Genomic DNA, 25,651 nt, shown 5'->3' on the forward strand with positions numbered 1-25,651 from the left:
GTTGGTGTGGACGCGGAGGTCGGCCGGGTCGGCCAGGACGCCGGGGTCGGCCGGGTCGGCCGGGATGCCGGGGTCGGTCGGGACGCCGGGACGCCGGGACTGTTGGGTCCGGCAGGGCCGTCAAGCCACGCGAGGGTGGGGGCGGCTGCCGTGGCGGGCCGAGGCGAGCAGGCCCTTCAGCGTGGTCAGCCAGCCGACGGCTACGAACGCCGCGCCGATCAGCAGGCCGACGGTCCCGTCGAGCGGCAACACGATGCCGACGGCGCCGCCGAACACCCACGCCATCTGCAGCAGCGTCTCCGAGCGGGCGAACGCCGAGGTGCGCACCAGCTCCGGCACGTCCCGCTGGATCAGCGCGTCCAGCGCCAGCTTGGCCAGCGCCTGGGCGAACCCGGCGACGGCGGCCAGACAGGCCACCAGGAACGCCCCGAAGAACAGGGCGGCGACGATCGCCGTACCGAGCACCACCGCGACGACCGTCACGATGATGATCTCCGGGGCGCGTGATCTCAGCCAGGCCCCGACCGCCGTGCCCAGCGCGTTGCCCACCCCCGCGGCGACACCCACTATCCCGAGCGAGACCGCCGCGCTCTCCCCGGTCAGCGGATGCTCGCGCAGCAGGAAGGCCAGGAAGAAGATCAGGAAGCCGGACAGACAGCGCAGGGCCGAGTTGGCGCCGAGCGCATGGGTGACGGCGGGCCCCACGGTCCGCAGCCCCGGCCGTCTCACCTGCTCCTTCCGGCGCTGCGGCCCGTGCAGATGCCGCTCGTCGGCCGCGAGCAGCGCCCTGTCCTCGCCCTTGGCCGAATCCACCTTGGGCGGCAGCGAGAAGGACAGGAGCGTTCCCCCGACGAAGATCACGAAAGCGCCGTACAGCGGCCAGGGATCGCCGGCCTTGTGCAGCCCCGCCGCCACCGGCGCGGCGACACCGGTGGCCAGCAGCCCGGCCAGGGTGACCCGCGAGTTGGCCTTCACCAGCGAGAACCGGGGCGGCAGCAGCCGCGGTACGACCGCACTGCGGACCACCCCGTACGCCTTCGACGCGACCAGCACTCCCAGCGCGGCGGGATACAGCTCCAGGCTGCCGCTCGCCACGGCGCCCGAGATCACGAGCGCGAGCAGTGCACGGGCCAGCATGGCCCCGGCCATCGCGGCGCGCCGCCCGTGCGGCAGCCGGTCCAGGAGGGGCCCGATGACCGGGGCGAGGACGGTGAAGGGCGCCATCGTGATGGCGAGGTACAGCGCGACCCGGCCACGGGCCTCAGCCGTCGGCACCGAGAAGAACACCGTGGAGGCGAGCGCCACGGTGATCATGACATCGCCGGCGCCGTTCACCGCGTGCAGCTCGATCAGCTTGCCCAGCCCCGACTCGCCCGCGCCATGCGCGTGCGTGGCCTTGCGGATGCCCCGCGCGGCTCCGGTGACGGGAAAGTGCAGGGCACGCCCGACGGAGCGGACCGCGCCGCCGACCCGGCTCGCACCGCCACCCCGAACACCACGCCTGTCCGCGGTCACCACGTGCTTCATAGTGCCCCGAGAAGGCGGTGGATAGTGCGGTACGGCACGTACGTCATGGGTGCGCGGGTGCGAGAGAATGCCGCGTGGCGGCGACGAATCTCGTTCGGTGTAGCGTGCGTATCTCAGCCATAACGCAGAATGGATGGCAGAGGTGCGCCCGAGCGCGATCGGGAGCAGACGTCGATGCGGCCCCAAGGTCCGCTCCGTCCGCTTCACCGCCTTCAGGCAGCCGCACTCGACGAGACGGCGTAGGAGAGAAGCGATACCTGTGAGCGCAGCGACAACGCGAAGCCGCACCCCCGACCGTCTGTGCGCCGAGGCGGTCGATCTCGCCCGCGGTGCCGCCGAGGAGGCCGCCGCGCCCGGCGTGGTCGGCGAACACGCCGGCCTGGTGTCCGAGGGCGACCGCGTTGTGACGCACTTCTTCGAGTGCAAGGAGCCGGGCTACCGCGGCTGGCGCTGGGCGGTGACCGTGGCCCGCGCCTCCCGCGCCAAGATCGTCACGCTCGACGAGGTGGTCCTCCTCCCCGGCCCCGACGCCCTGCTCGCCCCCGAGTGGGTCCCATGGAGCGAACGGCTGCGCCCCGGCGACCTCGGCCCCGGCGATCTGCTCCCCACCGACCAGGAGGACCTGCGCCTGGAGCCCGGCTACACCGGCGAGGAGGAGCCGCTGCCGAGCTCGGCGGTCTCGCACGAGATGGCGGAACTGGCGGAGGCGGAGGACGCCGACGTCACCCCCGGCACCCCGGCCGCCCAGCCCACGGTCCCCACCCGGGGTTCGATCGCGGCGGTCGCCGAGGAACTGGGCATGCGCCGCGCCCGAGTCCTCTCCCGCTACGGCCTCCATGTCGCGGCGGACCGCTGGGAGGAGTCGTACGGCGCCCGGACCGCGATGGCCCAGGCCGCCCCGGCGACCTGTCTGACCTGTGGCTTCCTGAACCCCATCGGCGGCTCCCTCGGCCAGGCCTTCGGCGTCTGCGCCAACGAGTTCTCCCCGGCCGACGGCCGTGTGGTCTCCCTGGCCTACGGCTGCGGCGGCCACTCGGAGGCCGCGGTCATGCCGAAGCCCCCGCAGCCGGCCGCGCCGGTCATCGACGAGACGCGGGTCGACCCCTTCCCCCTCCGCCCCGCCCGCGGCGCGGGCTCGGTCCCGGAGACCGGCGACGACGAAACGGCGGAACTGGGTCACTCGTAGTCGGCCACTCCACAGCGACCGGCGACTGTCAACGCTCGGATTGCGTGCCGCTCTGGTCCTTCTGGTCCTTGTAGAGCGGCAGGTTGTCCGTGGAGATCGTCCAGTCGCCGATCGTGACGTCCTCGCCGTAGACGAAGTCCTTGCGCGTCGCGTAGCGCGGACCGCCGGGGGTGGAGTGGATGTCGGTGAGGACGGCACCGGTGCCGGTGCGTGGGTCGAAGACCGCGTAGACGGGGATACCCATGAGGGGGTAGTCGCGCATCTTGGTGACCCAGTCGTTGTCGGGGTTGGACTTGGAGACCACTTCGATGGCGGCGATGAGCGCGTGAGGGTCGATGGAGCCCTCGACGTCGAGGTCGGTCCACGCGATCACCATCACGTCGGGATGGCGCATGATGCCTTCTGGCTCGTCTTCCACATCGGGTGTACCGGTGTGAGCCAGCAGCTCGTCCGGCATGATCCGTTCCAGACGGCGGCTGACGTGTGCCGCCGTGACCTCATGGGGCCCTCCCGGCGACATCATGTCGTGAACGATCCCTTCCTTGGTGATCTCGAACTTCCCGGGCAGGGCGTCGTCCATGGACTGAACGAAGTCCCGCAGGGTCCGGTACAGGTGGGAGCTGCCCTGCCGTGCGTTGTCCGGGGCGATGGTCATGGCGCTCGCTCCTCGTCGTCTGTGCCCAGGGGCAAGGATCGTCACGTTCATGCTAGGCGGCCTCCGGGAGACCGGATCGGTAGTCGAGGCACCGGCCGGGCTCGGGTGAGCGGAAGGCGCGGTCACAGCCTTCGCAGTTCCGGAGGGGGTGCCGGACCGTCGGCGGAGGTGCCGGGGTACGCAACGGGGGCGGAGGAGGCAGTTGCTCCGTCAGGCGGTGGGCCAGCAGGGCCGCCGGGCGGCACAGGGGCTCATCCGGCAGGCCCGTGGTCAGGGCGTGTCGTACGGCCGTGGGCGTCACGTCGCGTTCCAGCCAGGCGGCGACGCCGGGCGCCAGGTGGGCCGTGTCGCGGGCCGAGAGCAGGAGGCGGGAGTCGTGGCGGCGGAGGTCCGCGAGGAGGTCCGTGGCCTGCTGGATCAGGGCGGGGGAGGGGCAGGCCGGGCGCGGTAAGGGCGGGAGCGCCTTGGGGGGCGCCTTCTTCGGCCGCGCGGGCTTGGGCACGTGGTTGTCGGTACGGCGGCCCGGCTGATTGCAGGAGATCGTGCGGGTGACGATACGGCCGCCGGGAACGCGTTGGCGCTCTCGGCGCAGATAGCCGTACGTCTCCAGCTCCCGCAGGGCCGCCGCGATACGGGTCGCGCCCTCGGGGAAGCGGGCAGTGAGGGTCTTGATGTCCACTCGGGCCCCGGCCGGGAGTGACTGGATGTACACGCCGAGCCCGATGGCGAGTCCCGACAGCTTCGGGTGCTGGGCCAAGTGGTTGCCGACCACCGTGAAGTGGGAGGTGTGGCGGGCGTTGTCGTGGATCAGGCCGCCGACGCCGGATTCACACCGCCGGTTCGGGTGGTTGTTGGCGACAACGCGGGACTGGGCGTGCGCGGGCGCGCTAGGGTTCTGGGCATCCATCGGGAAGCTGTGTTCTTCCTAGGTGGTCAGGCCCTCGATCGGGATCGCTACTCCCGGCCGGGGGCCGTCGCTTTTCTGAGGTGCTTTCTCCCTCGTGGTCCTTTGGGAAAGAGCGCCCCTTGGACCGCAGCACGGGTTTCCGCGTCGCGGTGGCAGAGCGACCTCGGCCCACACCGTCTTGCGCGGCGTCCGCCCGGGCGCGGTGCCCCAGCGGTCGGCCAGCGCCTCGACGAGGAGCAGCCCGCGCCCTGAGTCGGCGTCAGAATCGGGTCGTCCGGTCCGGGGGAGCCGGTCACCCCTCGTGTCGGTCACCTCGATACGGAGGGTGTCGGCGACGGCGTAGAGGGTCAGCCGGAAATCCCGTCCCGCCACCCGGCCGTGTGTGGCGGCGTTGGCCGCCAGTTCGGCGACGATCAGCTCCGCCGGGTCCAACGGGAAGCCCCAGGTGCGGAGTTGTTCCGTGGCGAGCAGACGGGCGAGGCGGGCTCCGCGTGGCGTGGCGGACAGCTGCGCGGTGAAGTTCGGGATGGGGGTGGAGATTTGCTGGTTCACATCACTCAGAGTGGCTGGGACTGCTACCTGTGAATAGTGACGAGGTGGTTGCGTACGGTCACTGTCCAGCGCTGTCCGGTCGTGTCCGGGCTGTCAGGAAGGGGGCGCGGTGTGAGCGAGGAAGAGGAGCCGGGCTGGGAGGTCGACCCGGATGACGAATGGGGAGTTGCCGTCATCGCCACGGTGGGGCGGCAGTTGAAGCTGAGGCGCGAGGCGCTGGGGATGAGCGCGGCCGACTTCGGCAAGGCCGTCGGGTACGGCGAGGACCTGGTCTACAAGGTGGAGGGCGGCAAGCGGATCCCTCGGCCCGAGTACCTGGACAAGGCCGACAGGGTCTTGAAGGCGGGCGGGTTGATCGCCGCGATGAAGGAGGACGTGGAGAAGGTCCGGTATCCGAAGAGGGTTCGGGCGCTGGCGGGGCTGGAGGCGAAGGCGGTTGAGCTGCTCTCGTACGGCAACCACAACCTGCACGGGCTGCTGCAGACCGAGGAGTACGCGTGGGCGCTGCTGCGGACGCGGCGGCCCGTATCGCCGGAGGATCAACTGGAGCAGGCGGTTGCTGCGCGTATGGCCCGGAAGGCGATCTACGAGCGCTCACCGGCCCCCGAGCTGAGCTTCGTCCTGGAAGAGACGACGCTGAGGCGCCCGGTCGGAGGCAAGATGGTGCTTCGAAAGCAGCTCGAACACCTCCTGGAGGTGGCGCAGTTGCGGAACGTCGAAATTCAGGTGATGCCGATGGACCGCTGGGACCACCCTGGAATGGGAGGACGGGTTCAGGTGCTGAAGTTCGCGGACGGCACGGCGGTTGGGCGTATGGACGACGAGTTCAACGGGCGCCCTGTAGACGAGCCGAGGCAGCTTCGGATCCTCGAACTGCGCTATGGCATCATCCGGGCCGAGGCTCTGACCGCACGGGAGTCACTGGCCTTCATCGATCGAATGCTGGGAGAAACATGATCCGCGAGGCCTCTGCCAGAGACGCATCCGGGCTGGTGTGGTTCAAGAGCAGCTACAGCGACAGCAACAACCCGAACGACTGCGTCGAGGTCGCCAATACCCCCGCCACCATCCACATCCGCGACTCCAAGCAAACCGACGGCCCCCGTCTCCGCGTCGCCCCCGGCGCCTGGACGGAGTTCCTCGGCTACGCCGCCGGGCACTGAAACAGATAAACAGGCTGGACGGATGAACCGCGCTGCTCCATAAGGGGGCCCACGCCCAGTCGTTGAGCCCCGCAGGGACCCCGCTCCTCGATCATCGCCGCGTCGGCGCACGGCCGACCTTGAGGCGAGGAGCGGCCCAATGGCGGATCGGAATGTCTCCCGGAAGCGGTCGAACCGGCGGCGCACCACGTGGGCCAAGGTCTGTGCGGGGCTTGCGGGCCTGGCACTGACCGTGGGGTTCCAGGGCACGGCGGCCGCATCCGGCAGACCCGCGCCTCCGTCACCACAGGGGCGGATCCTCGACCTGCCCCTGGCGGGGGTCGGCGGACTCCTCCACCCGGACGCGCCGCCGGCCGGGGCCGACGACTGGAGCTGCAAGCCCACGCGTGAGCATCCGCGCCCGGTCGTACTGCTGCACGGGACCTTCGCGAACGCCTACGAGAACTGGGGCTTGATGTCCCCGTACCTGAAGCAGCTGGGCTACTGCGTCTTCGCTCCCGACTACGGCGGGACGCCCGGCAACCCGATCAAGGCCACCGCACACATCCCGGTGTCCGCACAGCAGATCGCCGAGTACGTCGACCGCGTGCTCAAGGCCACCGGTGCCCGCCAGGTCGACCTCGTCGGGCATTCCCAGGGCGGCGGTCCCACGCCCCGCTGGTATCTGCGGTTCGATGGCGGCACGGATCCCGCGCACCCGGAGCGGAACAAGGTGCACAGCCTCATCGGCCTGGCGCCGTCCAACCACGGCACGACCGCCGACGGCGTCGGCACACTGGTCACCAAGCTGGGGCTCAGTGATCCCGTGGGCCTCCTCGTCGGCCAGGCGGTCAAGGACCAGCTGGTCGGCTCCGAAGTGAACACGACGCTGGACCGGGACGGGGACACCCAGCCCGGGGTCGACTACACCGTCATCGCCACCCGGTACGACGAGGTCGCCACCCCCTACACGAACCAGTTCCTGAAGGCGGGACCGGGTGCGACCGTCAAGAACATCACGATCCAGGACATCTGCCCTCGGGACCTCTCCGAACACGTCGCGATGGCGTACGACTCCAACGCCGCCCAACTCGTCCGCAACGCCCTCGACCCGGCCCACGCCCAGCCCGTCGACTGCGACCTGACCCTGCCCGTGCTCGGCGGCTGACCGGGAGACGCCGCCCGGCACCCGTGCCCCGGCCGCCCCGCTGGCGCTGTACCTTCGTGCTCACGTCGACGAGGAGAGTGAACGTGAGCAAGTTCGTGCGGCCGGCGGCCGAGGGCGCCGACCCTTTCGGCACCGCCCGTCTGCGCCGCGGTGTGCTCGACGCCTGGGCGACCAGCCCCGCCCGGTTCCGTGAGGACGCCAACGCCGAGGAGGACCTGGTCCTCGGCGGCTACCGGGACCGGCTCGTCGTCGAGCTGGCCCAGAACGCCGCCGACGCCGCCGCGCGGGCACGGGTGCCGGGGCGGCTGCGGCTCACCCTTCGCGACGGCGTGCTCGTGGCCGCCAACACCGGTGCCCCGCTGGACGCGGCCGGCGTCGAGTCGCTGTCCACGCTGCGGGCCTCCGCCAAGCGGGACACCGAGGTCACCCAGGGTGCCGTCGGGCGGTTCGGGGTCGGGTTCGCCGCCGTACTCGCGGTGACGGACGAGCCCGCGATCGTGGGGCGGCACGGCGGTGTGCGCTGGTCCCTCGCCGAGGCGCGGGAGCTGGCCGCCGACACCGCCCGGCACAGTCCGGGGCTGGGCGACGAGGTCCGGCGCCGGGACGGCCATGTGCCGCTGCTCCGGCTGCCGTTCGCCGCCGAGGGCACCGCGCCGGACCCGTACGACACCGCCGTGATCCTGCCGCTGCGCGACACGGCCGCCGCCGATCTCGCCGAGCGGCTGCTGCGCGCCGTCGACGACGCACTGCTCCTCGCCCTGCCGGGGCTGGAGGAGGTCGTCGTGGAGGCGGGGGACCAGGGGCCGCGCACCCTTCGCCGCCGTACCGACGGTGCCGTCACCGTCGTGGAGGACTCGCGGGAGGGGACCACGCGGTGGCGTACCGTCGCCGCGCACGGGCCGCTCACCCCCGACCTGCTCGCCGACCGGCCCGTGGAGGAGCGGCTGCGACCCCACTGGTCGGTGACCTGGGCCGTACCCGAGGACGAGGACGGGCGTCCGGCGCGGCCGCGGACCACGGCCGTCGTGCACGCGCCCACCCCGAGTGACGAACCCCTCGGTGTGCCCGCGCTGCTCATCGCCTCCTTCCCGCTCGACACCACCCGCCGGCACACGGCCCCCGGCCCGCTCACCGACTTCCTGGTGCAGCGCGCGGCCGACGCCTACGCCGAACTGCTCGCCGGCTGGCGGCCGGTGACCGAGGGGATCATCGACCTCGTGCCCGGGCCGCTCGGCAAGGGCGCGCTGGACGGGACGCTGCGCCAGGCCGTGCTGGAGCGGCTGCCGCGAACCGCCTTCCTGCCGCCCGCCGTTCAGGGGCCGGGCGGCGCGGACGAGCTGCCGGAGGCCGTCCGGCCCCGGGACGCCGAGGTCGTGGAGGGCGCCGGGGCGGACACCGTACGGGTGCTCGCCGAGGTGCTGCCCACGCTGCTGCCCGCCGGTCTTGAGCGGCGGGTCGAGCTGCGCACCCTCGGGGTCGCCCGGCTGCCGCTCGCCGACGCCATCGACCGGCTCGCCGGGCTGGAGAAGGACCCCGAGTGGTGGTGGCGGCTGTACGACAGCCTCGCCGGGGTCGACCCGGACCGGCTGTCGGGGCTGCCCGTGCCGCTCGCCGACGGCCGGACCACCATCGGGCCCCGGCAGGTGCTGCTGCCCAGCCCGGACGCCGCCCATATCGACGCGGACATGCTCGGGCGGCTCGGGCTGAAGGTCGCCCACGAGGACGCCGTGCATCCGCTGCTGGAGAAGCTGGGCGCCCTGCCCGCCACCCCGCGCGCGGTGCTCACCACCCCGCAGGTACGGGCCGCCGTCGCCGCCTCGCTGGACGAGGAGGGCGCGAGCGGGGGCTGGGAGGAGGACGCTCCGGACGCCGAAGAGCTGGCCGGCACGGTCCTCGGGCTGGTGCGGGACGCGGGCCTGGAGCCCGGTGACGAGCCCTGGCTGGGCGCCCTGGCCCTGCCCGACGAGGACGGGGAACTGGCCCCCGCGGGTGAACTGGTCCTTCCCGGCAGCCCCTTCGCCCGGGTGATCCGCGAGGACGAACTGGCCGCCGTGGACCACGACCTGGCCGAGAAGTGGGGCGAGCAGCCGCTGGCCGCCTGTGGCGTGCTCGCGAACTTCGCGCTCGTCCGCGCCACCGACGTCGTCCTCGACCCGGACGAACTGGAGCCCCGGGAGGGCGACTTCGCCGAGCCCGACGACGCCGGGCTGCTGGACGCCGTCGACGTGTGGAGCGAGGACCTCCTCGACCGCTTCCCGGACAGCCCGGTGCCGCCGGTCGCCACCGAGCTGATCGCCGTCCGCGATCTGGACCTGGTGGACGACGAGCGGTGGCCGCAGGCACTCGCGCTGCTCGCGCAGCCGCCGCTGCGGGACGCCCTCACCCAGCCCGTGCGGATCCTGCTGCCCGACGGCACCCACGAGGTCGTACGCCCTTATACGGCCTGGTGGCTGCGCGGGCACCCGGTGCTCGACGGGCGCCGGCCCGCCGGTCTCCTCGCGGCCGGCGGCGACCCGCTGCTGCGCGGTCTGTACGACGAGGCCGACGCGACCGGCTTCGAGGACGAGCAGGTGCTGCGGGCCCTGGGCGTACGGACCTCGGTGGCGGCCCTGCTGGACGAGCCCGGCGGCGCCGCCGAGCTGCTGGACCGGCTGGCCGACCCCGAGCGGCCGGTCACATCGGCCCAACTGCACGGACTGTACGGGGCGTTGGCGGAGCTGGATCCGGAGCAGGTGACCCTGCCGGACGAGCTGCGGGCCGTGGTCGATGGGCGGGTGGAGGTCGTGGACGCGGGCGAGGCCGTCGTGGTCGACTCGCCGGACCTGCTGCCCTTCACCTCGGGAGTGCCGCTGCTGCCGGTCCGTCCGGCTCGCGCGGCCGAGCTGGCGGAGCTGTTCCAGGTGCGGCGGCTCAGTGAGTCCGTCACCGGCGAGGTGCACTCCGAGGGGACCGAGCACGAGGTGCCGGAGCCGGTACGGGTGCTGCTCGGGCCGCGCACGCCCGGGACGTACGTCGAGCACGAGGAACTCGTTGTCGACGCCGTGGAGATCGACTGGCGGCTCACCGACGACGGGGTGCTGCACGCGGCCACGCTGGAGGGCGTGGCGGCGGGGCTGGCGTGGGCGGCGGGTCAGTGGCCGCGGCGCTTCGAGGTGGCGGCTCTGCTGGAGGACCCGTCACGGACGGAGGAACTGGCCCGGGACCGCTGGTTCGACTGACGGCAGGAGGCGGGTATTGCTTGCACCATGGACAGGCAATGCCCGCCTCAAATATGGCCGGCAATCGCTCTTGCCGTACAACCCGCCTCGGGGGTCGCAGATCTGATCGCGTGAGTCAACCGACTCCACGATCACTTCTCCCTCCAGGGGAAACGCACATGCGCATACGTGCCACCGTGGCCGCCGTCTCCGGCGCCCTGGCCCTCTCCGCCCTCGCAGTCCCGGCCGCGCAGGCCGCAACCGACTCGGGCGCCCCGTACACGCTGAATGCAAGCTTCTCCAACGTCTCGATCGCCTCGGCGATCAAGGTGGGCACCACCAACGAGGTCACCGTCTCGTACTCGTACACCCTGACGCACGGCGCCGACGTGAACATCGCCGCGAGCGACTTCTACACGGACGCCTTCCTGTACCACGGCACCTACAGCGACACCGCCCCCGAGCTGTACGGCGACAACCCGGCGACCTGCACCGCCACCTCGTCGACGACGGCCACCTGCAAGGGCTCCGTCAACATCTACCCGGCCAACTCCCCCTCCGACGGCGGCCTGATGAACGCCTGGGCCGGCAGCTGGAGCGTGGCCGCCGAGGCCGTCGCCTTCAACGGCCAGAACCAGCAGAGCCCCGACATGAGCAAGGTCGGCTACAAGGACCAGAGCGGCCTCGGCACCACCCTGGTCCAGCGCAACTCCAAGCTGACGACCACCGTCAGCGCGACGTCCGTCTACAAGGGCAAGACCTTCACGGTCTCGGGCAAGCTGACCCGCGCCGACTGGGAGAAGCACACCTACAACCCGGTCGGCGGCCAGTCCGTCAAGCTCCAGTTCCGCAAGGCGGGCACCAGCACGTACACCACGATCAAGACGGTGACCACCGACTCGTACGGCAACCTGAAGACCACGGCCACCGCGAACTACAGCGGCTACTGGCGCTACAGCTACGCGGGCATCTCGACCACGCCCGGGGTCAGCGCCACGGGTGTGTACGTCGGTGTGAAGTAGTCACCGGCTAGTCCGGGAAACGGCGGTCGACCCACTGCCAGATCCACTCCAGGGCGGCCGCCGCCACCACCGCGATGCCGACGGCTGTCCATGGCATCGTCATCCCCACCAGCTTCAGCGCGAAGAAGCCCTGCATCGCCGGTACGGCGAGGATGAACACAAAGGCCAGGCCCATCGACGCCACCAGCAGGACCCGCCACCAGGTGTAGGGCCGCGCGATGATCGCCAGGATCCACATGGAGATCAGGAAGAGCGTCAGGGTGGCCGCGCTGGTCTCCGCGCTCAACCCGACCGGTCCGGTGTAGTACTGACGGGCGATCAGATACGTCACGAAGGTCGCGACTCCGGCCACCACGCCACCCGGGATCGAGTACCGCATGACTCTGCGCACGAAGTGAGGTTTCGCCCGCTCCTTGTTGGGTGCGAGGGCCAGGAAGAACGCGGGGACGCCGATGGTGAGGGTGGAGAGAAGCGTCAAGTGCCTCGGCAGGAAGGGGTATTCGACCTGCCAGCAGACCACCAGCACCGCCAGCAGCACCGAGTAGACCGTCTTCACCAGGAACAGCGTCGCCACGCGCGTGATGTTGCCGATCACCCGGCGCCCCTCGCCGACCACCGACGGCAGGCTCGCGAAGCTGTTGTTCAGCAGCACGATCTGCGCCACCGCCCGTGTCGCCTCCGAGCCGGAGCCCATGGCGACCCCGATGTCGGCGTCCTTCAGCGCGAGCACGTCGTTCACGCCGTCGCCGGTCATCGCGACCGTGTGCCCGTGCGACTGCAGCGCCCCGACCATGTCCCGCTTCTGCTGCGGGGTGACCCGCCCGAAGACGGTCCCTTCGTCCAGCGCTTCCGCCATCCCGGCCGGGTCGGCGGGCAGCCGCCGTGCGTCCACCGTCGTACCTTCGAGGCCCAGCTTGGCGGCGACCGCACCGACCGAGACCGCGTTGTCGCCGGAGATGACCTTGGCGCGCACGTTCTGGTCCGCGAAGTAGCGCAGCGTGTCCGCCGCGTCGGGCCGCAGCCGCTGCTCCAGAACGACGAGGGCGGTGGGGTGGGCGCCGTGCGCGGGCTCGGCGTCGTCCAGGTCGCGGCTCGCGCGGGCCAGCAGCAGGACCCGCAGCCCCTGCTCGTTGAGGCGCTCGGTTTCGGCCAGGGCCGGGTCGCGGTCGGCGAGGAGGACGTCCGGGGCGCCGAGCAGCCAGGTGCTGATCTCGCCGTCGGCCTCGCTGAACGCGGCCCCGCTGTACTTGCGGGCCGAGGAGAAGGGCAGCGACTCGACGCAGCGCCAGTCCTCGCTGTCCGGGTAGGCGTCGATGATCGCCTGGAGGGAGGCGTTGGGGCGCGGATCGGACTCGCCGAGCGCGCCGAGCACCCTGCGTACGTGCGTCTCGTCCGCCCCGTCCAGCATCCGCAGCTCGCTGACGTCCATGCCGCCCTCGGTGAGCGTGCCGGTCTTGTCCAGGCAGACGGTGTCGACGCGGGCCAGCCCCTCGATCGCCGGCAGCTCCTGGACCAGGCACTGTTTGCGGCCGAGCCGGATGACGCCGATCGCGAAGGCGACGGAGGTGAGCAGCACCAGTCCCTCCGGGACCATCGGCACGATCCCGCCGACGGTCCGCGCCACGGCGTCCTTGAATCCGTTGCTCTTGACGACGAGCTGGGTGATGACGAGTCCCACGGCCGCCGGGACCATCATCCAGGTGACGTACTTGAGGATCGTGGAGATGCCGGTGCGCAACTCGGAGTGGACCAGCGTGAAGCGGGAGGCCTCCTCGGCGAGCTGGGCCGCATAGGCCTCGCGGCCGACCTTGGCCGCCTGGAAGGCGCCGCCGCCCGCGACCACGAAGCTGCCGGACATGACCTGGTCGCCGGGGCGTTTGACGACCGGGTCGGCCTCACCGGTCAGCAGTGACTCGTCGATCTCCAGTCCATCGGCCTCGGCGCACACACCGTCTACGACGATCTTGTCCCCGGGCCCGATCTCGATGAGGTCGTCGAGCACGATCTCACTGGTGGCGACTTCGACGGCGGCCCCGTCCCGCCGCACCGTCGGCCGGGCCTCGCCGATGACCGCGAGTGAGTCGAGGGTCTGCTTGGCCCGCCACTCCTGGACGATGCCGATACCGGTGTTGGCGAGGATCACGAAGCCGAACAGGCTGTCCTGGATCGGCGCGACGAACAGCATGATCACCCAGAGCACGCCGATGATCGCGTTGAACCGGGTGAAGACGTTCGCCCGGACGATCTCCCCGAGCGACCGACTGCTGCGCACGGGCACGTCGTTGACCTGGCCACGACTGACGCGGTCCGCTACTTCAGCACCGGTCAGGCCGGCCGACCTGGTCGCCGGCAGGGCCACCGGATGCACGGGGTCGAGTTCCGCGCCCGCGTCTATATGGGTCATGCATTCGACGGTACGTGCGGATTTGCCTGCCCGCCCACCCGACTCGGTCAGCCGGCAAGCGTGTCCTGCGAAGCCGCCGCCCTCTTGATCGCCGCGTCCCGCCGGCGGACGTACCAGATGCCGATCAGCCCCAGCCCGCCCCCGGCCAGGCACGTCCACAGCCACCACAGGTGGCCGTGGTCGTCGAACCAGCCGTAGAAGGGGAGCTGGATGAGGAAGAGGACGAACCACACGATGGTGCCGCCGGTGATGGTGGCGACCACGGGCCCCTCCAGGGGCTCCGGCGCCTCGTGTTTCGGGGTCCACTTGGTCATGACGCAAAGCTTAAGCGGCACTGCTTTCTACGCGCGGAGATAGCGATCTCCAAGTCATACCTTCATACTGAAACCGTTTGTCTTTGACCGCTTCTGCTCGTATGAAACTCCAACAGGGCTCGGGGGAACCCCATTGGTGATGAGGTCCCGCATGTCCACCTCGGCCCCCGCCAAGGTCCCCACCCCCGAAATGCCGGGCGGCACGCCGGCCCAGGGCGCGCTCGACCGCTACTTCAAGATCTCCGAGCGCGGCAGCTCCGTCGCCCGCGAGATCCGCGGCGGTTTCGCCACCTTCTTCGCAATGGCGTACATCATCGTGCTGAACCCGATCATCCTCGGCAGCGCGAAGGACATGTACGGGCACCACCTGAACAACGGTCAGCTGGTGACGGCGACCGTGCTGACGGCCGCGTTCGCCACGCTCCTGATGGGTGTCATCGGCAACGTCCCGATCGCGCTCGCCGCCGGCCTCGGTGTGAACTCGGTCGTGGCGCTCCAGCTGGCGCCCCGGATGTCCTGGCCGGACGCCATGGGCATGGTGGTCCTGGCGGGTTTCGTGGTCATGCTGCTGGTCGCCACGGGTCTGCGCGAGCGCGTGATGAACGCCGTGCCGTTCGGACTGCGCAAGGCGATCTCGATCGGTATCGGCCTGTTCATCATGCTGATCGGTCTCGTGGACTCCGGTTTCGTCTCCCGTATCCCGGACAAGGCGGACACCACCGTCCCGCTGCAGCTCGGCGTGGGCGGTCATCTGCACGGCTGGCCGGTGCTCGTATTCATCCTCGGTGCGCTGCTCACGTTCGTGCTGATCGTCCGCAGGACGCCGGGCGCGATCCTGATCTCGATCGTCGGCATGACCGTCCTCGCGCTGATCATCAACGCCGTCACCACGGTCCCGTCCTGGGGTCTGACGGTCCCGAAGTGGCCGGGCAACCCGGTCTCCACTCCCGACTTCGGCCTGGTCGGCCACGTCAGCCCGTTCGGCGGCTTCTCCAAGGTCGGCCTGCTGACCGGCATCCTCTTCGTCTTCACGGTCCTGCTGTCGTGCTTCTTCGACGCGATGGGCACGATCATGGGCGTCAGCGACGAGGCCAAGCTGACCGACGCCCAGGGCTACATGCCGGGCATCAACAGGGTCCTCTTCGTCGACGGCCTCGCCGTCGCGGCGGGCGGTGCCAGCTCCTCCTCGGCCACGACCGCGTTCGTCGAGTCCACGGCCGGCGTCGGCGAGGGAGCCCGGACGGGCCTCGCGAACGTCGTCACGGGTGGCCTCTTCGCCGTGGCGCTGTTCCTCACCCCGGTCGCCACGATGGTCCCGTCCCAGGCGGCCACCCCGGCGCTGATCGCGGTCGGCTTCCTGATCCTGTCGAACTCGATCAAGGAGATCGACTGGGCCGACTACACCATCGCGATCCCGGCGTTCGTGACGATGCTGATGATGCCGTTCACGTACTCGATCACCAACGGCATCGGCATGGGCTTCATCACCTTCACGGTGCTGCGCCTGGCCGCCGGCCGGTTCCGGGAGATCCCGGTCCCGATGTACCTCGTCTCGGCGGTCTTCGCCTTCTACTACCTGATGCCGGCCCTGGGCCTGACGTGAGGTCTCAGTTGACGCCGTAGAACTTTTCCGTCTCCTCGACGGCGGTCTGGAACCGCTGGTCGAAGTCGTCCCGAATGAGCGTGCGGACCACATAGTCCTGCACGCTCATTCCTCTTTTCGCCGCGTGATGGCGGAGCCGTTCGAGCAGCTCTCCGTCCATGCGCAGGCTGAGCACGCTGGTCCCCATGGACACGAGGGTCTCTGTACTTATCCGGCCGGTGCGTCACGTTCCGCGCATCGATCACCCATATGAGTGATATCCGGGTTCAGTGGCCAGGGTCACGGGCATACGGCGTGTTTTCGGTGGTCCTTAGAGAGAGTAATGAGTTACTCTAAAGAACATGCCGGACCTTACCCATGGCGACGACGCTGCCGCCGTGAACTCCCTCCGCTCCGCTGTGATGCGGCTGTCCCGTCGGCTCAAGCACCAGCGGGTCGACGAGTCGCTGAGCCCCACCGAGATGTCGGTGCTCGGCACCCTCTCCCGCTGCGGCTCGGCCACGCCGGGCGAGCTCGCCCGCAAGGAGCACGTCCAGCCGCCGTCGATGACCCGCATCGTCGCGTTGCTCGAAGCCAAGGGGCTGGTCCGGCTGGAGCCGCACCCCGAGGACCGGCGCCAGAAGGTCGTCACCCAGACCGAGCAGGCCGAGGCGATGCTCGAGCAGAGCCGCCGCAAGCGCAACGCCTTCCTGGCCGGCCTGGTCGAGGGCCTCGACGAGGACGAGTGGGCCGCACTGCGCGCCGCCGCCCCCGTGCTGGAGAAGCTCGCACACCTGTAAACCCCGCAACGAGGAGGCGAACGCACTTTGAGTACGGGACCCGGAGCACCTTCCGCCCCCGCACCGACCGCACCTACGACCCCCGCTTCCCGCAAGTCCTCGATGTTCAGCTCGCTGAAGGTCAGGAACTACCGCCTGTTCTTCCTGGGCCAGGTCGTCTCCAACACCGGCACCTGGATGCAGCGCATCGCCCAGGACTGGCTCGTCCTCAGCCTCACCGGCTCCTCCGCCGCCGTGGGCATCACCACGGCCCTGCAGTTCCTGCCGATGCTCCTCTTCGGTCTCTACGGCGGTGTCCTGGTCGACCGCCTCCCCAAGCGCCCCACCCTGCTGGTCACGCAGGCCTCGATGGCCGTCGCCGGTCTCGCGCTGGCCGCGCTGACCCTCACCGGCCAGGTCCAGGTCTGGCATGTCTACGTCGCCGCGTTCGCCGTCGGCCTCGCCACGGTGCTCGACAACCCGGCCCGGCAGTCCTTCGTCTCCGAGATGGTCGGCCCCGAGCAGCTGCAGAACGCGGTCAGCCTGAACTCGGCGAACTTCCAGTCCGCCCGCCTGGTCGGCCCCGCCGTCGCCGGGCTGATGATCACCGGCGTGGGCACCGGCTGGGCGTTCCTCGCCAACGGCCTGTCCTTCGCGGCGCCCATCACCGGCCTGCTCCTGATGCGCTCCCGTGAGCTGCACGTCGTCCGGCGCACCCCGCGCGGCAAGGGCCAGCTGAGAGAAGGCCTGCGGTATGTGGCCGGCCGCCCGGAGCTGATCTGGCCCATCGTCCTGGTCGGTTTCATCGGCACCTTCGGCTTCAACTTCCCGGTGTGGCTCTCGGCCTACGCCGAGCACGTCTTCCACGCCGGTGCCGGCGGCTACAGCCTCTTCAACACCCTGATGGCCGCGGGCTCCCTGGCCGGTGCCCTGCTGGCCGCCCGGCGCGGCACGGCCCGGCTGCGCATCCTGATCGCCGCCGCGCTGGCCTTCGGCGCGCTGGAGACCGTGGCCGCGCTGGCACCGTCGTACTGGCTGTTCGCGCTGCTCATGGTCCCGATCGGGATCTTCGGCCTCACGGTCAACGTCACGGCGAACACCGCGGTCCAGATGGCCACCGACCCGGCCATGCGCGGCCGGGTGATGGCCCTGTTCATGATGGTGTTCATGGGCGGTACGCCGCTGGGCGCGCCGATCGTCGGCTGGATCACCGACACCTACGGCGCACGGGTCGGCTTCGCTGCCGGCGGCATCGTGTCGGTCGCGGCGGCGGGCGTGATCGGCCTGGTCCTGACCCGCATCGGCGGACTGCGGCTGGCGGTGGGCTGGCATCACGGCCACCCGCGGGTCCGGTTCGTCCCGCGCGGAGAAGGAGAACGGGAGGAGCTGGCCGCGGCGGCGTAGGGGCACAGGACTCGCGGTGGTGTGACGTGTCCCCGCAGGGATGCGTGCCTGCGTGTCGATCGTCGGTGCGATTGCCATCTTATGAGATGACTCCTGCGTATACGTCCTATTTGTCTATCTGGCAATTCGGAACGCATGGGACAGGAGCATCCGCATGACATCGCAGGTATCACCGGCATCACCGGCATCGATCCGAAGACCCCGCTCCCGTGTACGGCTGCTGGCGGCGGTCGCACTGACCCTGGGCACGGTCGGTGCGCTCGCCGTCGCCGCGCCGTCCCGGGCCGTGGGCGGGCCGCGAGGGTTCGACCACGGCTTCCGGGAGCGCGATCTCGTTTCCGACCTGCAGGGCCGAGCGGAACGGCAGGACCCGAACCTGGTGAACCCCTGGGGGCTGGTGCGCACGGCGAACGGCGCGATCAGGGTCTCCAACAACGGCAGCAGTACGTCCACGGTGTACTCGGGCGCCCGGGACGACCGGCCGGTCACCTTCCTCTCGCCCGTCGTGCAGCTCCCCGCCAACGCCGACCCGACCGGAGTCGTACGCAACGACACCGACGACTTCCGCTTCACCGCCTCCGGACGATCCGGCCCCGCGCGCTTCATCTTCGCCGGGGAGAACGGCGGCCTCTTCGCCTTCAACTCGCAGGTGCTCCCGACGACCGGCGTCCAGGTCGCCCAGGAGGACGACGCCGTCTTCAAGGGCCTGACGCTCGTGGACTGCGTGGAGAAGGACACGAAGGACGACCGGCGAGGCAAGGGCGACGCGCGTGAGCGGCGGCGGTCGCGCATCCTCGTCGCGAACTTCCGGGACGCGCGCATCGACGCCTTCGACACCCACTTCACCCTGGTGAGGCAGCCCGCCGGCGCGTTCCAGGACCCGAGCATCCCCGCGGGCTTCGCGCCCTTCGACGTCAAGAACATCGACGGCAGGATCTTCGTCACCTACGCCCTCCAGAACGCGGAAAAGCACGACGACGTCGCCGGACCGGGCAATGGCTTCATCGACGTGTTCAGCACCAGGGGCAAGCTGCTCCAGCACTTCGCGCGCCGGGGCGTGCTCAACTCGCCCTGGGGCCTGGAAGTGGCGCCCAAGGGATTCGGGAAGTTCGCCGGCGACCTCCTCGTCGGTAACTTCGGCGACGGCCACATCAACGTGTTCGACCTGCGAACCGGCCGGTTCGAAGGGGCCCTGGACCAGCCCAACGGGCAGCCGATCGTGATCGAGGGCCTGTGGGGGCTGCAACGGGGCACCGCCAGGTCCGGCGGCGAGAACAGTGTGTGGTTCGCCGCGGGAATCCAGGACGAGGCGCACGGGCTGCTCGGCACCCTGCGCGCCGCGCGCTGACCCTCACCCCACGCCGGGTGCTCGCCGGGCGGTCGGACCCGCCGGGCGAACACCCGGCCCCCCGGTGTCTGCGAAGGTGAAGGCATGAGACTCTTCGCCGCGGTGCTCCCTCCGGAGAGCGTCGTCCATGAACTCGCCGTCGAGATCGCCAAGTTGAAGAGGCTGCCCCGCGCGGAGCGGCTGCGCTGGACCAACCGCCCGGGCTGGCACTTCACCCTGGCCTTCTACGGCGAGGTCGCCGACGACCTCGTACCGGACCTGTCGGACCGACTGTCCCGCGCGGCCCGCCGCACGTCCCCCTTCGGCCTGGCCCTCTCCGGCGGCGGCCAGTTCGGGCACGGCAAGGCCCTGTGGACGGGCGCCTACGGCGATGTGCAGGCGCTACGGCTGCTGGCCGACCGGGCGGAGTCGGCGGGGCGGAAGGCGGGCGTACGGATGGGGGAGCACCGGCAGTACAAGGCCCACCTGACGGTGGCGCGGGGGCGGGACTCGGTGGACGTACGGCCGTATGTCGAGCTGCTCCGGGAGTTCACCAGCGCGACCTGGACGGTGAGCGAGCTGGTGCTGGTGCGCAGCAACCTGCCGAGGTCGGGGGAGGCGGGGGAGCAGCCGCGGTACGAGGCGGTCGACCGCTGGGAGTTTGGCGGGGTTGGTTAGGCTCGGTTGCGTGGACCCGAAGAGTCGGAACCGGATCATGGCCGGTGCGCTTGTGTTGATGTTCGTGGTGGTCGCCGTGGCGGCGGCTGTGAGGTAGAGCCTGGCTTTGCCGCCTCAGGGGCGGGGGAGCGCGGCCGTCCGGCGGCTGCGGGCCGTCGGTGGCTTGTCGCTCCCCCAAGTTCTCGGCTTCGCTCGAACCCGGGGGGACCCCCATCGCGGCGGGGCCGCATATCGAGTGCGGCCCCGCGCCCCTGGGTCGGCTGCCCCTCCGGTGTTACCAGGCGAAGGCCTCCGGGGACGGGCCCGGGCCCGGGAAGACCTCGTCCAGGCCGCTCAGCAGGTCCTCGCTCAGCTCCAGCTCTACGGCCCTGAGCGCCGACTCCAGCTGTTCGGCGGTACGCGGGCCGACGATGGGACCCGTCACACCCGGGCGGGTCAGCAGCCAGGCCAGGGCCACCTCGCCGGGCTGCAGGCCGTGCTTGTCGACCAGGTCCTCGTAGGCCTGGACCTGGGCGCGGGCGGCGGGGTCCTTCAGGGTGTCGGCGGCCCGGCCGGAGGCGCGGCGGCCACCCTGGACCTCCTTCTTGATGATCCCGCCGAGCAGACCGCCGTGCAGCGGCGACCACGGGATGACACCGAGGCCGTAGTCCTGCGCGGCCGGGATGACCTCCATCTCGGCGCGCCGCTCGGCGAGGTTGTACAGGCACTGCTCGCTGACCAGGCCGATGGTGCCGCCGCGCCGGGCGGCGATCTCGTTGGCCTGGGCGATCTTGTAGCCGGGGAAGTTGCTGGACCCCGCGTAGAGGATCTTGCCCTGCTGGACCAGTACGTCGATCGCCTGCCAGATCTCCTCGAAGGGAGTGTCCCGGTCGATGTGGTGGAACTGGTACAGATCGATGTGGTCGGTCTGCAGCCGCTTCAGGCTGGCGTCCACGGCCCGGCGGATGTTCAGCGCGGAGAGCTTGTCGTGGTTGGGCCAGGCGGCCTGGCCGTCGGCGGCCATGTTGGCGTAGACCTTGGTCGCGAGGACGACCTTGTCGCGGCGCTCGCCTCCCTTGGCGAACCAGTTGCCGATGATGCTCTCGGTCCGGCCCTTGTTCTCACCCCACCCGTACACGTTGGCGGTGTCGAAGAAGTTGATGCCGGCGTCCAGCGCCGCGTCCATGATGGCGTGGCTGTCGGCTTCGTCGGTCTGCGGCCCGAAGTTCATCGTCCCGAGGACGAGCCGACTGACCTTGAGTCCCGTGCGTCCAAGCTGCGTGTACTTCATGGTCCACCAGCCAACGGCTTGGAGTGCGCTCTATGCAAGCGACGCGAGGGTTGTGACGAACGCCGTCCAGGTGGTGGGGGTGACTTTGAGGGTGGGGGCCGGGGTCTTTGAGTCGCGGATGTGGATGGTGGTGGGGGTGAGGGCCACCTCCAGGCATTCGCCCTCGCCGTCGCTGTAGCTGCTCTTGCTCCAGTGGAGGTCCGTGGTCATAGCTCCCGTGCCACCTTTTCGATCAGCGTTGCGGACTCCTCGGGGGTGAGGGCCTGCGCTCGGAGAATGCCATATTTGCCGAACAGGTCACCTACGTCGGGCTGTTCGCTCACGAAGTAGCCGCCACGGTGGCCTTCGACGTAGGCGAACCGGTGTCGATCAGCGGTCTCCAGAAGGCTCATGCGGCCGGCGAGCCCGGCGTGGTCCTGACGGTCGTGTGGCATGACCTGAACCTCGACGTTCCGGAGTTCTCTGACCGTGAGGATGTGGCGCAGTTGCTCCTTGAGCGTGTCGATGCCGCCCAACGGGCGTGTGAGGATGCTCTCTTCGAGTACGTAGCTGACGGTGGGCGGGGGCTTTCGCGTGTAGAGCTGCTGCCGCTCCTGACGGGATGCGACCCGCAACTGCACATCCCCGCACCAACGTTGAATTGCCCTGGTCACAGTATGTGAGGGGCCGTAAACATCACGTGCATGAACGACAGAATCTCCACCCCCTGGATCCCGGCCTGGATCCCCCACTCCGGTCACGCCCTCCGCCACGCAGGTATCCACTTCGACGCCGTACGCCTCAAAGGCGCCGCAGGCAACCGCACCTTGTCCTACGTCGGTGTGCCCGCGCTGACCGGGGTGACCTGGCCGCTGGGCTGGAGGTCGGTGCCGACGAAGGAGAGGCTGTTCGTGGTGGGGAAGTTGCTGGAGGAGGTGGCGGGGCGGGTCCTGGCGGCCGGGGCCGTGAAGTGACGGGAACGCCGGCAGGCACACACCCGCTGGCTTGCGGGTGGTGCCTGCCGTGCGGTGCTGCCGAGGCTCAGGCCTTCTCGATGTCGGCCGCGTGTCCGGGCTCGTCGACCCGGAACTGGACCTTGTCCCCGCGGCGCAGAGTCATGCGGTCGGTGGGCTGTGCGAGGTCTTGCGAAGAGAACTCCAGCTGGGCGCCAGCCTGATCCTCCTTGATCTTGCCCTCGCCCTGGGCCTCGTCCCACTGCTGAACCTTGCCTGTGGCCATGGCTGCATCTCCTTCGTTCGGTTGGGGGGGAGCCCCGGTCTCAAGCCGGGCTCACTCCCATCGAAACCGAACCCCTGTGCCGGAGCGAGCGCTGTGCGCCAAATGGGTGACGCTGTGTTGGTGTGGGGTAACTGATGGTGACCTACATCTCGGTCACCGCCGGCCTGGCCTACCTCGCCACCTCCCCGGACGCCCTGACCTGGACACCCCGACCGATCCCCTCCGGCGACGGCATCAACTGGCACTCGGTCGACGGCTAGTCGCGGGGGAACTCGTCGGTCTTGAGGGTGAGGTCGATGACGGTGCCGGTCAGGTCGATGTCGGTGCCGAAGTCCACCGGGGTCCTGGTCTCGTAGTCGCCGCCCTTGGGTTCGGTGTAGACGTAGCACCGGCCCTGATAGGGATCGGCGATGATGTAGACGGGGACCTCGGCGACCGCGTAGGCAGTCTTCTTGGGACCGTAATCGTTCGCGGCGATACTCTTGGAGATCACCTCTGCAACGAACTCGACGTCCTCGTAGTGCCAGTGGCCGTCCTCGGACTTGGTGGCGCCCTCGGCCATGAGCGTGACGTCCGTCGCGAATCCGTTGAGGTGGCCCGGGTAGTCGATCCGGACGTCGGACTTCAGTCGGTTCCGGGGGTACTTTGTCCGCAGCTGCTCCACGATGTCCATGATGATCTGCCAGTGGGTGTCCCGCTGCGGTGACATGTAGACAGTCCCCTCGACGATCTCGACCTTGTATCCCTCGGGGACGGGCATCTTCTCGAGGCGCTCGAACAGGTCGTCGAGTTCATGCGTGTTGTCGCTCTCGGCCATCGCGATCCTGTCTTCAAGGACGGTCATCGTGGCGCTCCTCCCCGGCTGCCCCATGGACAAGTACAGCCGAGCAGTTCAACGATACGCACGGTCACCAGGAGACGCCGTAAATCGGTCAATCCGTTCCAGCCGCGTACACCTGTCCGACCCCCCACGCCTCCCACATCGCCCCCGCGAACGCCTCCGCGATCCGGTGCTCCCCGCTCGCGTTGGGATGCGTGCCGTCGTAGGTGTCGACGTGGATGTCGTACGACTCCGGCGGCGAGGCCAGCAGGATCGGTGACCGGGGTTCGTCCAGGTCGGCGGCCGTCTTCGCGAGCAGGACGTTGAAGAGGTCCACCTGCGCGGCGAAGGAGGCGTCCGCCTCGGCCCGGATGTTCGGGATCACCGGCAGCAGGACCATGCGGATGCGCGGGCGGGCCTCCCGGGCGGCCGCGACGAACGCCCGTACGTTCTCCGCCGTCTGCTCGGCGTTCGTGTAGAAGCCCAGGTCGATCAGGCCGAGGGAGACCAGCAGCACGTCCGGGCGGTGGGCGCGTACCGTCTCGCCGATCAGCGGGGCCATGTGCAGCCAGCCCTCGCCCCAGCCCGCCAGGTGCCTGCGGGGGAAGTCGGGTTCGGCGTACGCGTACGACGCCGGCGCGTCGGCCGACTTGTCGTACAGCTCCTCGCGCGGGCCGACGAAGGTGAAGGGGCCGCCGTACGTCGCGCACAGGTGCCGCCACAACCGGTAACGCCACGTGTGCTCGCCCGCGCTCCCGATCGTCATGGAGTCACCTACGGGCATGAATCTGAGCATCCGCTCATGATGGACGATCACCCGCGCACTTGGGGTGTGAGGCCCACCACGTCCGCCGTCCGCCGAACGCCCGGAGGGAATGGCAGGCTTGGGGCATGCGTCGATCGTCTGCCGTCCGCGCCGCCGTGCTCGCAACGCTGCTTGCCGGCGCCTGTGCGCTGCCCGCCTCCGCTGCCGACGGTGACGGCGACCAGGGATTCACCCTCAAGGACCCGCGGATCACCGAGTCCAGCGGGCTCGCCGCCTCCCGTCTCCACCCCGGCGTCTACTGGACGCACAACGACAGCGGTGACGGTCCGTACATCTACGCCGTGGACGGCCGGACCGGGAAGACCGTCGCCCGGCTCACCCTGCGCGGCATCGGGTCCCCGCGCGACGTCGAGGCCATCTCCATCGGGCCGGACAATGAGATCTACCTGGGTGACATCGGCGACAACTTCGGCGGTAAATGGCCGTACGTCTGGATCTATCGGCTGCCCGAGCCGAAGGAACTGAAGGACCAGACGGTCAACGCCACGCAGTACGTCGTGAAGTACGCGAACGGGCCGCGCGACGCCGAGTCGCTGATCGTCCACCCGAAGACCGGGCGCGTCTACATCATCGACAAGAAGGAGGACGGCGGGCATCTGTACGAGGGCCCGGCCACCCTCTCCGGCTCCGGCACGAACATCTTCAAGCCGATCGCCCCCGTCGACCTCTGGGCCACGGACGCGGCCTTCTCGCCGGACGGCCGGCAGCTCGCCGTGCGCGGCTACTTCGGCGGGATCTACTACGACTGGAACGGCGGCCGCATCAAACGCGCGGGCCAACTCGACGTACCCCTGCAGGGGCAGGGCGAGGGCGTCAGCTATTCCGTCGACGGGACCAAGCTGCTGTACAGCAGCGAGGGCGCCGACAGCGAGGTCGTGGCGAAGGGCGCGCCCGGTCTGCCGCCCGCGTCCAAGTCGCCCTCGGCGAGCGGGAGTTCGGGTTCCGGGGGCTCAGCACTTTTCGGGGGTTCTGACGGCTTCGGGGGTGTTTTGGGCGGTGGGGGGCTGAAGGTCGGTGCCGTCATCGTCGCGGCCGGGGCGGCCGCCCTCTTCGGGGTGCGGCGGCTGCGGCGCCGGGGCTGAGGGGTCACTGGTCGGCGGGTTCCGCCCACTTCCCTGCGGGCGGTGTCTCCTCCAGGGGCCGTACCTCGTAGTGCAGCGTCGGCGCGCGCATCAGCCTGTGCGAGAGGGGCACCAGCACACCGTGCATCAAGGGGTACTTGTGCCGCAGCAGCTTCGCCGCGTGCCGGTCCTCGGGGCTGCCGTGCTCCAGCAGCCGGGCCCGGGCGTGGATCTCCGGGCCGGTGGGGGCGCCGCGCACCGTGGAGGGGGCCAGTTCCACCTCGGGGTTGTTGCGCAGGCGCTTGACCTTCCAGGTGGTTCCCGGGGTGCGGAAGTAGGCGTGGTCTCCCTCGACCGCGATGTTCACGGGTGTGCCTACGCCGGTGCCGTCCTGCTTGTGGGTGGTGAGCAGGGCGGCGTACTGCCTGACGAACGGGGCGAGCGCGGGGCTCGTACGCGTACTGGTCATGCCTCCATGGAGGCACCGAACGGCCCGCTCCTCAAGTCCGGCACGGTCCGGCAGCGGGGGGCGCCTCGCGGTACGTCCGCGAGGCGCCGGTCTTCCGCTCTCTTCGCCGTGGTCGTGCAGGGGAACCGCGGGGGAACTAGGGA

At 70.2% G+C, this 25,651-nt stretch carries 28 protein-coding genes; 14 read left to right on the forward strand and 14 right to left on the reverse strand.

Features of this window, described 5'->3' with window-relative positions; genetic code table 11:
* Window positions 1-120: 120 nt before the first annotated feature.
* On the reverse strand, window positions 121-1,527 hold the full coding sequence (locus M878_RS72150; RefSeq protein WP_031225499.1) for an MFS transporter: 1,407 nt from the start codon (window positions 1,525-1,527) through the stop codon (window positions 121-123).
* 259 nt (window positions 1,528-1,786) lie between these two features.
* On the opposite strand from M878_RS72150, the gene M878_RS72155 reads away from it, so the two are divergent.
* Window positions 1,787-2,713, forward strand: coding sequence for a DUF3027 domain-containing protein (locus M878_RS72155; RefSeq protein ID WP_023549369.1), 927 nt, complete (start codon window positions 1,787-1,789; stop codon window positions 2,711-2,713).
* Between the two features lie 28 nt (window positions 2,714-2,741).
* On the opposite strand, the gene M878_RS72160 is transcribed toward M878_RS72155, so the two are convergent.
* The 3 genes from M878_RS72160 to M878_RS72170 are packed head-to-tail and all read right to left on the reverse strand — an operon-like array spanning window position 2,742 to window position 4,827.
* On the reverse strand, window positions 2,742-3,368 hold the full coding sequence (locus M878_RS72160) for a Uma2 family endonuclease (protein ID WP_023549370.1): 627 nt from the start codon (window positions 3,366-3,368) through the stop codon (window positions 2,742-2,744).
* A 52-nt stretch (window positions 3,369-3,420) separates the two neighbouring features.
* Window positions 3,421-4,275 carry a hypothetical protein gene (locus M878_RS72165; RefSeq protein ID WP_023549371.1) on the reverse strand — a complete coding sequence of 285 codons (855 nt, stop codon included), beginning with the start codon at window positions 4,273-4,275 and terminating at the stop codon, window positions 3,421-3,423.
* An 18-nt stretch (window positions 4,276-4,293) separates the two neighbouring features.
* On the reverse strand, window positions 4,294-4,827 hold the full coding sequence (locus tag M878_RS72170) for an ATP-binding protein (RefSeq protein ID WP_023549372.1): 534 nt from the start codon (window positions 4,825-4,827) through the stop codon (window positions 4,294-4,296).
* 111 nt (window positions 4,828-4,938) lie between these two features.
* Here M878_RS72170 and M878_RS72175 point away from each other — a divergent pair, with 111 nt between their 5' ends.
* The 5 genes from M878_RS72175 (at window position 4,939) to M878_RS72195 (ending at window position 11,356) form a co-directional block, all read left to right on the forward strand.
* Entirely contained in the window at window positions 4,939-5,784 is an 846-nt protein-coding gene (locus tag M878_RS72175; RefSeq protein ID WP_023549373.1) for a helix-turn-helix domain-containing protein, read from the forward strand.
* Entirely contained in the window at window positions 5,781-5,990 is a 210-nt protein-coding gene (locus M878_RS72180) for a DUF397 domain-containing protein (protein WP_023549374.1), read from the forward strand. The genes M878_RS72175 and M878_RS72180 overlap by 4 nt, the downstream gene beginning before the upstream one ends.
* A gap of 139 nt (window positions 5,991-6,129) precedes the next feature.
* Window positions 6,130-7,137 carry an esterase/lipase family protein gene (locus M878_RS72185; RefSeq protein ID WP_023549375.1) on the forward strand — a complete coding sequence of 336 codons (1,008 nt, stop codon included), beginning with the start codon at window positions 6,130-6,132 and terminating at the stop codon, window positions 7,135-7,137.
* A gap of 83 nt (window positions 7,138-7,220) precedes the next feature.
* On the forward strand, window positions 7,221-10,355 hold the full coding sequence (locus M878_RS72190; protein WP_023549376.1) for a sacsin N-terminal ATP-binding-like domain-containing protein: 3,135 nt from the start codon (window positions 7,221-7,223) through the stop codon (window positions 10,353-10,355).
* Window positions 10,356-10,513: 158 nt separating this feature from the next.
* Window positions 10,514-11,356: a hypothetical protein gene (locus M878_RS72195; protein ID WP_023549377.1), complete on the forward strand. Its 843-nt coding sequence runs from the start codon at window positions 10,514-10,516 to the stop codon at window positions 11,354-11,356.
* Window positions 11,357-11,363: 7 nt separating this feature from the next.
* Here M878_RS72195 and M878_RS72200 read toward each other — a convergent pair whose 3' ends face one another.
* Both M878_RS72200 and M878_RS72205 read right to left on the reverse strand, forming a co-directional pair.
* Complete coding sequence (locus tag M878_RS72200; protein WP_031225503.1) at window positions 11,364-13,760, reverse strand: HAD-IC family P-type ATPase; 2,397 nt, start codon at window positions 13,758-13,760, stop codon at window positions 11,364-11,366.
* A gap of 47 nt (window positions 13,761-13,807) precedes the next feature.
* Window positions 13,808-14,074, reverse strand: coding sequence for a DUF2530 domain-containing protein (locus M878_RS72205; RefSeq protein ID WP_023549379.1), 267 nt, complete (start codon window positions 14,072-14,074; stop codon window positions 13,808-13,810).
* Window positions 14,075-14,225: 151 nt separating this feature from the next.
* Between M878_RS72205 and M878_RS72210 the strand changes: the two genes are divergently transcribed.
* Window positions 14,226-15,677: an NCS2 family permease gene (locus tag M878_RS72210; protein ID WP_023549380.1), complete on the forward strand. Its 1,452-nt coding sequence runs from the start codon at window positions 14,226-14,228 to the stop codon at window positions 15,675-15,677.
* 4 nt (window positions 15,678-15,681) lie between these two features.
* Here the strand turns inward: M878_RS72210 and M878_RS72215 are convergent, their stop codons facing one another.
* The gene (locus tag M878_RS72215) at window positions 15,682-15,864 is read right to left on the reverse strand and encodes a ribbon-helix-helix protein, CopG family (RefSeq protein WP_031225504.1); all 183 of its coding nucleotides are present in this window, start codon (window positions 15,862-15,864) and stop codon (window positions 15,682-15,684) included.
* 154 nt (window positions 15,865-16,018) lie between these two features.
* Between M878_RS72215 and M878_RS72220 the strand changes: the two genes are divergently transcribed.
* The 4 genes from M878_RS72220 (at window position 16,019) to thpR (ending at window position 19,844) form a co-directional block, all read left to right on the forward strand.
* A complete protein-coding gene (locus tag M878_RS72220; protein WP_023549382.1) occupies window positions 16,019-16,456 on the forward strand; it encodes a MarR family winged helix-turn-helix transcriptional regulator in 438 nt (145 codons plus the stop codon).
* Between the two features lie 27 nt (window positions 16,457-16,483).
* Window positions 16,484-17,839: an MFS transporter gene (locus tag M878_RS72225; RefSeq protein WP_106962744.1), complete on the forward strand. Its 1,356-nt coding sequence runs from the start codon at window positions 16,484-16,486 to the stop codon at window positions 17,837-17,839.
* 154 nt (window positions 17,840-17,993) lie between these two features.
* Window positions 17,994-19,187 (forward strand): TIGR03118 family protein, encoded by a 1,194-nt coding sequence (locus M878_RS72230; RefSeq protein ID WP_023549384.1) that lies wholly within the window; start codon window positions 17,994-17,996, stop codon window positions 19,185-19,187.
* Between the two features lie 84 nt (window positions 19,188-19,271).
* On the forward strand, window positions 19,272-19,844 hold the full coding sequence (gene thpR, locus M878_RS72235) for an RNA 2',3'-cyclic phosphodiesterase (RefSeq protein WP_023549385.1): 573 nt from the start codon (window positions 19,272-19,274) through the stop codon (window positions 19,842-19,844).
* A gap of 274 nt (window positions 19,845-20,118) precedes the next feature.
* On the opposite strand, the gene M878_RS72240 is transcribed toward thpR, so the two are convergent.
* From M878_RS72240 to M878_RS72250, 3 genes are read right to left on the reverse strand one after another with little or no spacing between them, the layout of a single operon-like run.
* The gene (locus M878_RS72240; RefSeq protein ID WP_023549386.1) at window positions 20,119-21,114 is read right to left on the reverse strand and encodes an aldo/keto reductase; all 996 of its coding nucleotides are present in this window, start codon (window positions 21,112-21,114) and stop codon (window positions 20,119-20,121) included.
* 30 nt (window positions 21,115-21,144) lie between these two features.
* Entirely contained in the window at window positions 21,145-21,324 is a 180-nt protein-coding gene (locus M878_RS72245; RefSeq protein ID WP_023549387.1) for a DUF397 domain-containing protein, read from the reverse strand.
* Window positions 21,321-21,734, reverse strand: coding sequence for a DUF5753 domain-containing protein (locus tag M878_RS72250; RefSeq protein ID WP_023549388.1), 414 nt, complete (start codon window positions 21,732-21,734; stop codon window positions 21,321-21,323). The genes M878_RS72245 and M878_RS72250 overlap by 4 nt, the downstream gene beginning before the upstream one ends.
* Before the next feature lie 63 nt (window positions 21,735-21,797).
* Here M878_RS72250 and M878_RS72255 point away from each other — a divergent pair, with 63 nt between their 5' ends.
* The gene (locus tag M878_RS72255; protein WP_023549389.1) at window positions 21,798-22,067 is read left to right on the forward strand and encodes a hypothetical protein; all 270 of its coding nucleotides are present in this window, start codon (window positions 21,798-21,800) and stop codon (window positions 22,065-22,067) included.
* A gap of 67 nt (window positions 22,068-22,134) precedes the next feature.
* Here the strand turns inward: M878_RS72255 and M878_RS72260 are convergent, their stop codons facing one another.
* Entirely contained in the window at window positions 22,135-22,332 is a 198-nt protein-coding gene (locus M878_RS72260) for a hypothetical protein (RefSeq protein WP_023549390.1), read from the reverse strand.
* A 134-nt stretch (window positions 22,333-22,466) separates the two neighbouring features.
* On the opposite strand from M878_RS72260, the gene M878_RS000000101075 reads away from it, so the two are divergent.
* Window positions 22,467-22,592 (forward strand): hypothetical protein, encoded by a 126-nt coding sequence (locus M878_RS000000101075; RefSeq protein ID WP_023549391.1) that lies wholly within the window; start codon window positions 22,467-22,469, stop codon window positions 22,590-22,592.
* Here the strand turns inward: M878_RS000000101075 and M878_RS72265 are convergent.
* Window positions 22,589-23,176, reverse strand: a complete 588-nt coding sequence (locus tag M878_RS72265; RefSeq protein WP_023549392.1) for a Uma2 family endonuclease — start codon at window positions 23,174-23,176, stop codon at window positions 22,589-22,591. The genes M878_RS000000101075 and M878_RS72265 overlap by 4 nt on opposite strands.
* 88 nt (window positions 23,177-23,264) lie before the next feature.
* Window positions 23,265-23,948: an SGNH/GDSL hydrolase family protein gene (locus M878_RS72270; protein ID WP_031225506.1), complete on the reverse strand. Its 684-nt coding sequence runs from the start codon at window positions 23,946-23,948 to the stop codon at window positions 23,265-23,267.
* Between the two features lie 95 nt (window positions 23,949-24,043).
* Here M878_RS72270 and M878_RS72275 point away from each other — a divergent pair, with 95 nt between their 5' ends.
* On the forward strand, window positions 24,044-25,060 hold the full coding sequence (locus tag M878_RS72275; protein WP_023549394.1) for a TolB-like translocation protein: 1,017 nt from the start codon (window positions 24,044-24,046) through the stop codon (window positions 25,058-25,060).
* A gap of 4 nt (window positions 25,061-25,064) precedes the next feature.
* On the opposite strand, the gene M878_RS72280 is transcribed toward M878_RS72275, so the two are convergent.
* The gene (locus M878_RS72280; RefSeq protein WP_023549395.1) at window positions 25,065-25,508 is read right to left on the reverse strand and encodes a PPOX class F420-dependent oxidoreductase; all 444 of its coding nucleotides are present in this window, start codon (window positions 25,506-25,508) and stop codon (window positions 25,065-25,067) included.
* Between the last annotated feature and the right edge of the window lie 143 nt (window positions 25,509-25,651).

Origin of the sequence: Streptomyces roseochromogenus subsp. oscitans DS 12.976, from assembly GCF_000497445.1 — a bacterium.
GTDB lineage: Bacteria > Actinomycetota > Actinomycetes > Streptomycetales > Streptomycetaceae > Streptomyces > Streptomyces oscitans.

Excerpts from the sequence above, each read along its gene's own strand:
- M878_RS000000101075 (WP_023549391.1), top strand. The coding sequence starts at position 22,467 with ATGGTGACCTACATCTCGGTCACCGCCGGCCTGGCCTACCTCGCCACC.
- M878_RS72165 (WP_023549371.1), bottom strand. The coding sequence starts at position 4,275 with ATGGATGCCCAGAACCCTAGCGCGCCCGCGCACGCCCAGTCCCGCGTT.
- thpR (WP_023549385.1), top strand. The coding sequence starts at position 19,272 with ATGAGACTCTTCGCCGCGGTGCTCCCTCCGGAGAGCGTCGTCCATGAA.
- M878_RS72205 (WP_023549379.1), bottom strand. The coding sequence starts at position 14,074 with ATGACCAAGTGGACCCCGAAACACGAGGCGCCGGAGCCCCTGGAGGGG.
- M878_RS72195 (WP_023549377.1), top strand. The coding sequence starts at position 10,514 with ATGCGCATACGTGCCACCGTGGCCGCCGTCTCCGGCGCCCTGGCCCTC.
- M878_RS72160 (WP_023549370.1), bottom strand. The coding sequence starts at position 3,368 with ATGACCATCGCCCCGGACAACGCACGGCAGGGCAGCTCCCACCTGTAC.
- M878_RS72185 (WP_023549375.1), top strand. The coding sequence starts at position 6,130 with ATGGCGGATCGGAATGTCTCCCGGAAGCGGTCGAACCGGCGGCGCACC.
- M878_RS72265 (WP_023549392.1), bottom strand. The coding sequence starts at position 23,176 with ATGACCGTCCTTGAAGACAGGATCGCGATGGCCGAGAGCGACAACACG.
- M878_RS72230 (WP_023549384.1), top strand. The coding sequence starts at position 17,994 with ATGACATCGCAGGTATCACCGGCATCACCGGCATCGATCCGAAGACCC.
- M878_RS72180 (WP_023549374.1), top strand. The coding sequence starts at position 5,781 with ATGATCCGCGAGGCCTCTGCCAGAGACGCATCCGGGCTGGTGTGGTTC.
- M878_RS72210 (WP_023549380.1), top strand. The coding sequence starts at position 14,226 with ATGTCCACCTCGGCCCCCGCCAAGGTCCCCACCCCCGAAATGCCGGGC.
- M878_RS72200 (WP_031225503.1), bottom strand. The coding sequence starts at position 13,760 with ATGACCCATATAGACGCGGGCGCGGAACTCGACCCCGTGCATCCGGTG.
- M878_RS72240 (WP_023549386.1), bottom strand. The coding sequence starts at position 21,114 with ATGAAGTACACGCAGCTTGGACGCACGGGACTCAAGGTCAGTCGGCTC.
- M878_RS72245 (WP_023549387.1), bottom strand. The coding sequence starts at position 21,324 with ATGACCACGGACCTCCACTGGAGCAAGAGCAGCTACAGCGACGGCGAG.
- M878_RS72270 (WP_031225506.1), bottom strand. The coding sequence starts at position 23,948 with ATGCTCAGATTCATGCCCGTAGGTGACTCCATGACGATCGGGAGCGCG.
- M878_RS72150 (WP_031225499.1), bottom strand. The coding sequence starts at position 1,527 with ATGAAGCACGTGGTGACCGCGGACAGGCGTGGTGTTCGGGGTGGCGGT.
- M878_RS72275 (WP_023549394.1), top strand. The coding sequence starts at position 24,044 with ATGCGTCGATCGTCTGCCGTCCGCGCCGCCGTGCTCGCAACGCTGCTT.
- M878_RS72280 (WP_023549395.1), bottom strand. The coding sequence starts at position 25,508 with ATGACCAGTACGCGTACGAGCCCCGCGCTCGCCCCGTTCGTCAGGCAG.
- M878_RS72260 (WP_023549390.1), bottom strand. The coding sequence starts at position 22,332 with ATGGCCACAGGCAAGGTTCAGCAGTGGGACGAGGCCCAGGGCGAGGGC.
- M878_RS72255 (WP_023549389.1), top strand. The coding sequence starts at position 21,798 with ATGAACGACAGAATCTCCACCCCCTGGATCCCGGCCTGGATCCCCCAC.
- M878_RS72220 (WP_023549382.1), top strand. The coding sequence starts at position 16,019 with ATGCCGGACCTTACCCATGGCGACGACGCTGCCGCCGTGAACTCCCTC.
- M878_RS72215 (WP_031225504.1), bottom strand. The coding sequence starts at position 15,864 with ATGGGGACCAGCGTGCTCAGCCTGCGCATGGACGGAGAGCTGCTCGAA.